7 protein-coding genes are annotated in these 4,629 nt (G+C 70.6%); 4 read left to right on the top strand and 3 right to left on the bottom strand.

Features of this window, described 5'->3' with window-relative positions; all coding sequences use genetic code 11:
* A partial coding sequence (locus tag ACWGI8_RS40030; RefSeq protein ID WP_453668365.1) for a zeta toxin family protein occupies positions 1 to 654 on the top strand: 654 nt, incomplete at its 5' end.
* Positions 655 to 841: 187 nt separating this feature from the next.
* On the opposite strand, the gene ACWGI8_RS40025 is transcribed toward ACWGI8_RS40030, so the two are convergent.
* From ACWGI8_RS40025 to ACWGI8_RS40015, 3 genes are all read right to left on the bottom strand, one after another.
* Positions 842 to 1,939 carry a winged helix DNA-binding domain-containing protein gene (locus tag ACWGI8_RS40025; protein ID WP_453668364.1) on the bottom strand — a complete coding sequence of 366 codons (1,098 nt, stop codon included), beginning with the start codon at positions 1,937 to 1,939 and terminating at the stop codon, positions 842 to 844.
* Positions 1,936 to 2,067, bottom strand: coding sequence for a hypothetical protein (locus ACWGI8_RS40020; protein ID WP_453668363.1), 132 nt, complete (start codon positions 2,065 to 2,067; stop codon positions 1,936 to 1,938). Before ACWGI8_RS40020 ends, ACWGI8_RS40025 begins: the two co-directional genes overlap by 4 nt.
* An 87-nt stretch (positions 2,068 to 2,154) precedes the next feature.
* Positions 2,155 to 2,577, bottom strand: a complete 423-nt coding sequence (locus ACWGI8_RS40015; protein WP_453668362.1) for a VOC family protein — start codon at positions 2,575 to 2,577, stop codon at positions 2,155 to 2,157.
* Positions 2,578 to 2,743: 166 nt separating this feature from the next.
* On the opposite strand from ACWGI8_RS40015, the gene ACWGI8_RS40010 reads away from it, so the two are divergent.
* From ACWGI8_RS40010 to ACWGI8_RS40000, 3 genes are all read left to right on the top strand, one after another.
* Positions 2,744 to 3,739, top strand: a complete 996-nt coding sequence (locus ACWGI8_RS40010) for a helix-turn-helix transcriptional regulator (RefSeq protein WP_453668361.1) — start codon at positions 2,744 to 2,746, stop codon at positions 3,737 to 3,739.
* A gap of 201 nt (positions 3,740 to 3,940) precedes the next feature.
* Positions 3,941 to 4,273, top strand: a complete 333-nt coding sequence (locus ACWGI8_RS40005) for a hypothetical protein (RefSeq protein WP_453668360.1) — start codon at positions 3,941 to 3,943, stop codon at positions 4,271 to 4,273.
* Between the two features lie 92 nt (positions 4,274 to 4,365).
* Positions 4,366 to 4,617, top strand: a complete 252-nt coding sequence (locus ACWGI8_RS40000; RefSeq protein ID WP_453668359.1) for a hypothetical protein — start codon at positions 4,366 to 4,368, stop codon at positions 4,615 to 4,617.
* The last annotated feature ends 12 nt before the right edge of the window (positions 4,618 to 4,629 follow it).

Genomic DNA, 4,629 nt, shown 5'->3' with positions numbered 1-4,629 from the left:
CCGGGCTCACGTGAGGCGTTGCTGGCCGAACGCGTCCGCAAGTGGACGCCGGCCGAGACCGGCACTTTTCGCCGTCAGCTCGCGGAAGCGGACCGGCGCGCCTACGACCCGCGTCTGCCCGAGGACTGGGCCCTGGCCGTGCGTCGCAACGCCGAACGCGCCGCCGCGCTGGCCGAGCCTGTCCGGCGGATCGCCCAGCCTCGCCGGGGCGCACCGGGCGTTGACTACCACCGGCTCTCGCCCAGCGAACACCGCTGGATCTTCGACGAGCTGATCGTCCCGTCCTACCTCGCAGGCATCGTCAGCCAGGACAATCCGCGCGCGGTGTATGTGCTGGGCCAGCCCGGGGCGGGCAAGCTGCTGGCCGCCCGGATGGTCCGGCGCGCGATGCGGCCGGGAACGACCCGGCTGGTCGGTGACGACCTCAAAGCCCAGCACCCGGACTACTTCGAGCTGTTGCGCGACGATCCCCGCAACGCAGGGGCGGCGATCCGGCCTGACTACCGGGCCTGGTTCGCCCAGGCCGAGCAGTACGTGCGGGACCGGCGTGGTGACGTCCTGATCGAGGCCGCTTCTTGGGCATCTCGTGCACGGTGGCTGGCTCGCCGCGGCGCTCCTTGGCCTGCTCGACCGATGCGTTCAGCGCGGCCATAAGGTCGACGACCTGGCCGGCGGTCTCCTCGCGCTCCGGCATTTCGGGAGGGGGTGCGTGTCCCTCGTTCTTGGCTGCGATCACGGCCTCCAGCGATTCGCGGTACACGGCGCTCTTCCTCGTGCCGGTCGCGGAACGCGGGCCCCCGAGCGATCAGCAGGTCGGAACATGGGATCGACCCGGCATCGCTCAATCGTTGTTGGCGGTGATGCGTACGTGGTCGATGTCCTCGTCCAGGAAGGTGGTCAGGGCTTGGGCCTCGATGTGGACGGCTTCTCGCTCTGGGGCGGAGAGAGGGCGGAGTGGGGTGATGTCGAGCTGTTCGTTGCGCACGGTCCAGGTGGCGGCGGCGCGTCCGTCGACGAGGACGGCGCGTTGGCCGGCGACGGACAGGCCAAGGTGGGCGTCGTCGATGATGCGGCTGCGGTCGTGGTAGCCGAGGATCGCGTTGTCGAATGCCGGTAGGAACCGGACGGGTGCGGGGGTGTCTGGGTGTGGGCGCGGCGCGTCGGGCAGGTCGAGAAGCTCGCGGCCGCGTTCGTCGCGAAAGGTGACGAGTTCTTCGCGGATGGCTTTGACTGCGGCGGGCAATCCGGCGAGGCCGCTCCAGGAGCGGATGTCGGCACTGGCGGCGGGCCCGTAGGCGGCGAGGTAGCGCCGTACCAGTTGTTGCCCGGTCGGGTCGGTCTCGTCGAGGGAGAGTGGGGCGATGTCGCGCCCGAGCCAGGTGGCCAGGGGCAGATTGCGGACACCGGCCGTGGTGCGCCACAGGCCGCGGGGCGGGAGTTGGGCCATCGGGATGAGGGCTGCGACGAGGAGCTCGCCCAGGACGCGGCGTGGAGGCGAGGGCCAGCGGTCTTCGAGTGCCTGGACGAGTTCGGCCATGGTGCGGGGCTTGCGGTCGGCCATGACCGCTTGGCCGGCCGCGGCGACCTCGTCCATGTCGATGCCCGCGAGTTCGCATCGGTAGGTGGCCATCACCCGCTGGCGCAGCATGGTGTCGTGGCGGGCTCGCCAGGCCAGCGCATCGTCGGCGGTGACGAGGTGGACGGTGCGGCGCATCAGGTGCGTGCGCACGACCTTCCGTCCGATCAGTGCGTCGTCCAGTTCCTGCGGCTTGAAGGCGTGCAGCCGGGACCACAGGCCGATGAAGGGTTCCTGCGGTTCTTGCGCCTGCATTCCGCACAGGTGCGCCACAGCGTCGCGGACGGGTGCGTCCGCACGCTCGAGCAGGTACTGGCGGGCGAGGGTGGCGCGGTTGAGGGCGCGTGTGTCGAGGACGGTCATGGCAGCGCCCGGTGAATCATGCGCCCACAGTCGTCGTGGTCGGGGTTGCCCATCTTGCCGAACGCCAGGGTGCCCAGGGCGTGGGCGCCGACCTCGATACCGGTCCGCCTCAGCTGATGTATGCGCACGGTGACTCGTTTCCTTCCGCCTCTGACCCCACCGGTCCGCCGCGTTACCGCGGCGGACCCTGCTTGTCGTGTGCCGAGCCGGTCGGGTCAGCCGTTGTAGGGAGCGGTGACGTCCAGGACCCAGGTGACTCCGAAACGGTCGGTGAGCATGCCGTAAAGCGGCGCCCACTGTGCGGGCTCCAAGGGGCGCATCACTGTCGAGCCCTCGGTGAGCTTGTGCCACAGGGCGCTGATCTCGTCGGCGTCGGTGCCGCGCACGGAGACGAAGAAGGGGTTCTCGCCCCGGTTCCAGGGCAGCTGGGAGGGGACGTCGTAGGCCATGACGTGGAATCCGTTGTCCCCGGCCACCTCGCCCCACATCACCCAGTCCGCCTCGTTCTCGTTCTGCACGTTGCCGGCGTCCTTGTAGGTGACGGCGACGGTGCGTCCGCCGAAGACGGACTGGTAGAAGTCCAGCGCCTGACGCGCGTCGCCCCGGAAGTTCAGGTGGGTGGTGGTCGTGACGGACATGCCTGCTCCTTGTTGCCTTGGGTTCGTCGAATGTGCGCCGCCGCGATCGGAACCGGGCCCGGCGCGGCCACTGTGACCTGGGGCAATGCCCCCTCGGTGGCTCTGATCCCACCATTGCGGAGGTAGCGGACAGGTTGTGTCCTGTACTGCGGGCAGAATGATGGACATGCACAAGACGTCCTCGCGACTGCTCGCGCTGCTCTCACTGCTCCAGACGCGCCGTGACTGGTCCGGCGAGGACCTCGCCGAGCGGCTCGGCATCACCCCGCGCACGGTTCGCCGCGACATGGACCGCCTGCGGGAACTCGGCTACCCGATCATGGCCTTCAAAGGGCCCTCCGGCGGATACCGCCTGGATGCCGGTGCGCATCTGCCCCCATTGCTGTTCGACGACGACCAGGCCGTCGCCCTGGCCCTCGCCCTTCAGTCCGCCGCCACCGGCACCACGCTGGCCGAGGACGCGGCCCGGGCCCTCGCCACGATCCGCCAGATCATGCCGCCCCGACTACGCCACCGCATCGACACGATGCGCATCACGGCCGTCCACCCACCGGAAGGCGAGGACGCCTCACAGGCCGACGCCCACGTCCTCACGGACCTGAGCACCGCCATCCACACCCATGCGGAACTCCGCTTCGACTACGCCGCAGACGGCCTCGCGGACGGCCCCGCCACTGCCGGGCAGCGCCGCCGCGTACAGCCCCACCACCTGGTCACCCGGCGCGGCCGCTGGTACCTCCTGGCCTGGGACCTCGACCGGGAGGACTGGCGGACCTTCCGTGTCGACCGCATACAGCCGCGCACACCCGCCGGCCCTCGCTTCACGCCTCGCGAACTCCCCGGAGGCGACGTGTCCGCCTTCATCATGACCAGATTCCGCGGCTCCGACGGCACCACCACCGACTGGCCCTGCCAAGGCGAAGTCGTCCTCAGTCTCCCCGCCACCGCCGTCGCCCCCTTCGCCCACGACGGAATCGTCGAAGAACTCGGCCCCCACCGCTGCCGACTCACCCTCGGCTCCTGGTCATGGACCGGCCTGGCCGCCACCATCGGCCGCTTCGACACCGACATCGAAGTCATCGGCCCACCCGAACTCCGCAACGCATTCGCGTACCTCGCCACCCGCTACGCCAACGCCGCGCGCAACACCACCCCGCCCTGACCCGAGCACGGACCGAGCGCACCGCCGACCTTCTTACCACTGTCCTGGACACCGGCCTGCTGCCCGCCGAGCTGACCGAGATGGCCCTGTACTACCGGGCCAAGGCCCACAAGGACCTCAGCCAGAACCACGCCGCCCGCGCTGGCATGCAACAGGTCGCTGACGCCGACGGTCGCCTCGCCCCCAAGGCGAGGCGGGGACTTGCCAACCTGGCCCGCCTCGCCGGGCGACTTTCCCGCTGCCCTGGCCGCCGTCCCCACCCTGGGCTGGACAGGCCGCCACCACCGCGTCCTCGGCGACATCCACTGGTCCCACGCCGACACCGCCCAGGCCGTCGCCGCCTTCGAAGCCGGCCGCGCCGAAGCCGAGCAGCGCGGTGCCGCCGGCGAACGCGCCATGACGCAGGTCCGCCTCGCCCTCGCCGTCTCCTTCGCCAACCCCGGCCGTGCCGACGACGAGCTCGCCCTCGCCCACCAGCTCCTCGATAGCCTCGACCAGCGCTCCAACACCTCCTCGCCCAGGTCGTCGCCCTGATCAAGGACGCCGGAACCGACAGCGTCACCGACCGCGCCCAGAGCCTGCACACCGACCTCGAGGCCGCCGGGCTCCCCTTCCTCCACCGCTTCGTGGAGCTCGCCCGCGCCTTCCACCACGCCGTCCGCAACGACGGCCAGAACCTGGCCGCCACCATCGACCGGCTGCGCGCGCTCACCGCCACCGGCGACTTCGCCTACTTCACCGACATCGCCCACTTCATGGCGGGCCTGCCCCTGCCCGAGTCGTCGACCACCCGCTGGACCACGAGCGAAGACGACGTCCGCACCGCATGGCGCGGCCTGGTCCAGGCCCGGCAGGAACACCTCCGCGCCGGCATCTGACCCCCGTACGCG

It is taken from the genome of Streptomyces sp. NPDC054841, assembly GCF_053611045.1.
This window is presented reverse-complemented; position numbering and strand designations above follow the sequence as displayed.

What these genes read in the sequence shown, in the direction of transcription:
- ACWGI8_RS40025 (WP_453668364.1), bottom strand. Translation starts at nt 1,939, where the DNA reads ATGACCGTCCTCGACACACGCGCCCTCAACCGCGCCACCCTCGCCCGC.
- ACWGI8_RS40015 (WP_453668362.1), bottom strand. Translation starts at nt 2,577, where the DNA reads ATGTCCGTCACGACCACCACCCACCTGAACTTCCGGGGCGACGCGCGT.
- ACWGI8_RS40010 (WP_453668361.1), top strand. Translation starts at nt 2,744, where the DNA reads ATGCACAAGACGTCCTCGCGACTGCTCGCGCTGCTCTCACTGCTCCAG.